Source organism: Burkholderia sp. 8Y, assembly GCF_902506145.1.
In the GTDB taxonomy this organism is placed as follows: Bacteria; Pseudomonadota; Gammaproteobacteria; order Burkholderiales; family Burkholderiaceae; genus Caballeronia.
Map to the genome: position 1 here is coordinate 1 of NZ_LR733551.1, position 2,256 is coordinate 2,256.

The following is a 2,256-nucleotide window of genomic DNA, read 5'->3' on the forward strand; positions in this document are numbered from 1 at the left end:
CAGTTTTCGACAAAGCCTACAAAGCGAACCATCCGCGATATAGCAAGCTAAGCACCTCGCATGGCGCATCCCAGAACGGCTCGCGAGAAGGTTAGCAATATATGCTTGGGTAGCTCATTGTGAGGCTGTGTTGGGAGATAGCGAACTGCTGCGCGGTGACGCTTGCTTCCGAGCCGCCCGACACGACGAAGAGATTGTAACACTTGGTAACGTTTAGTAACATTCAGGACCTTTCAAACAAAAACGATACGGGGTCTTAGATGTTCGCCAAGCGTGTTTTTCCCGGAATTGTCGTTCTCAGCCTGGCCGCATGCGGCGGTGGTGGCGGCAGCGAATCGACAAACCAACCGACCGGTCCGGGTGCGTCGGTCCAGCAAGATTCAACCATCAAGCTCGGCGATTCGGCAAACAGCTATGCCGCCGCGAAGACCGCGACGAGCTACGCGCTTTATGGGTCGCAGGATACCTACAGGTTCTTTCTGAACGCACTCTTCGCGGTAATCGATGCGGCAAACCGCACCACCGCAGGAACATACTCTGAGGCATGCTCGGGCGGGGGGACCGTTACAGCGACACTCGCAGACAACGACAACTCGCAGACTATCAGCCGTGGGGATACGGCGACTTTGACGTTCTCTAACTGCAGGCAGTGGGTAACGGTTGGAGAATTCAATGACAACGCGACCGTTAACGGGGGCATGACCTTCCGCGTGAAATCGGCGTCGGGCGCGGTTGGTACCTCTAGTAATTATTCAATCGCTGCGGACGTGACATCGCAGAACTACGCTGTCGGGTTGAGTACAGGAAGCGTAGCATTCAATGGAACGATGTCAATTTCTGACACCTATGTGTCGGCAACGGGTTCGCACGCATTGTCTGCTTCGTCGAATGACGTGGTGGCATCTCGAACGCTGAAGGGCGTCGCGACGAGCATTGCGCTTTCAAACTGGTCTCTTACCGATGACTATTCAGGCGTGACCCGCGACGACACCGTGAGTCTAAGCGGCAATGTCAATTCGTCGACACCGCTTGGGACGGCGAACTTGTCCGTCTCGACGGTGGTTCCCGTTCTCTTCAGCAGCGGCTTACCATACTCGGGCTCGATGAAGCTGGCGACCACTGCCGACGCGGTGACTGTCACCTTCGCGGCCGCAGAGAACGTTACCCTCTCAATAGACCCCGGGAAGAAGGGAGTTGCCGCCGCTACCGTTGGAACGACGCAGACGCAGCTCAACAGCGCATTCATGGGGAGTTGAGCGCTTTGCAGCGAACGTCAGACGGGACGCGAAGGGTTAGCCCAATAATCGCACTGAACCCTGGAACTCCCAGAATTCAAATCAAGTTCCTAGGTTAGTACTAGACGTCTCGCTAAACTTCCACTGTGATGCATCTGGCCCGCCGAGAGCGGGCCTTCTTTCAAGCTTGAGCTTCCAGGCGCAATTGCCGCAACGCTTGGTATCGGTGCGGCTCCTTCTCCGGATGTGCTGCGCTCGCACGAGGCTGCATTGCTTGGCGAGCGCATTGTGCATCACTTGAGAAGAGGTGGGAATTGCGGCGATTGGACGACTTTTGCAAGCAGGTCTTGCACTGCTGGCATCAGCGCTTGCGCAGTCTGATTGCAGGCGGTCTCACCGTAGTGGCTGGAACTGTAAGAATACGCCTCGGCCACGCTCATGCTACGTCCGTTCGAGGACATGATGGTCAGGCCGAGATTCCAGGTGCCACTTACGGAAGAAAAGCCAATGTTCTCCAGCCGACCGGTGAGTTGGACAGGCGCAGCCGGCGCGTAGACACCGGCGATTTTTAGTTCAGAAACGAATCCTGCCTTCACGAATTCTGCGAACGACTCTCCGTCGGGGGTCTTGATAGGGCCGACTGCGCGGCACATGATTTGGTTCGGATTCTCGTTCGGGATTGGAGCTTGAGTGAACTGGCCAACTCCTACGCCGTTGACCACCGTCGACTTCATGGCAACAACATTGTCCGCGTTTATCGAGTATCGGGGAACTGCGTACGTGGAGCAACCTGCCAAGCTAGCAACTGCTACCAACGCTAAAAATGACTTCATCTACGCCCTCGGTTCTTTTTGATTGGATTTAGTCTTACCCCCGCCGAACGACTTCAAAGAGCGCTGGCGTGATGGCAGTTACGGCAACCGTACGGAAAACTTGAGGCGGGCTTTAGCGACTTCCGCCCGATGTTCTCGAACCAACGTCTATTATCATCCTGATAAGCAAATGTTCGCACGGTATCAGT

Annotated in this window: 2 protein-coding genes; one reads left to right on the forward strand and one right to left on the reverse strand. The window is 55.6% G+C overall.

The annotated features are described in order from the left end of the window. The first annotated feature begins 260 nt into the window (after positions 1-260). Positions 261-1,256 carry a hypothetical protein gene (locus GV035_RS28635; RefSeq protein WP_159839462.1) on the forward strand — a complete coding sequence of 332 codons (996 nt, stop codon included), beginning with the start codon at positions 261-263 and terminating at the stop codon, positions 1,254-1,256. A gap of 272 nt (positions 1,257-1,528) precedes the next feature. Here the strand turns inward: GV035_RS28635 and GV035_RS28640 are convergent, their stop codons facing one another. Beyond that, positions 1,529-1,969, reverse strand: coding sequence for a hypothetical protein (locus tag GV035_RS28640; RefSeq protein WP_236572910.1), 441 nt, complete (start codon positions 1,967-1,969; stop codon positions 1,529-1,531). Positions 1,970-2,256: the final 287 nt, after the last annotated feature.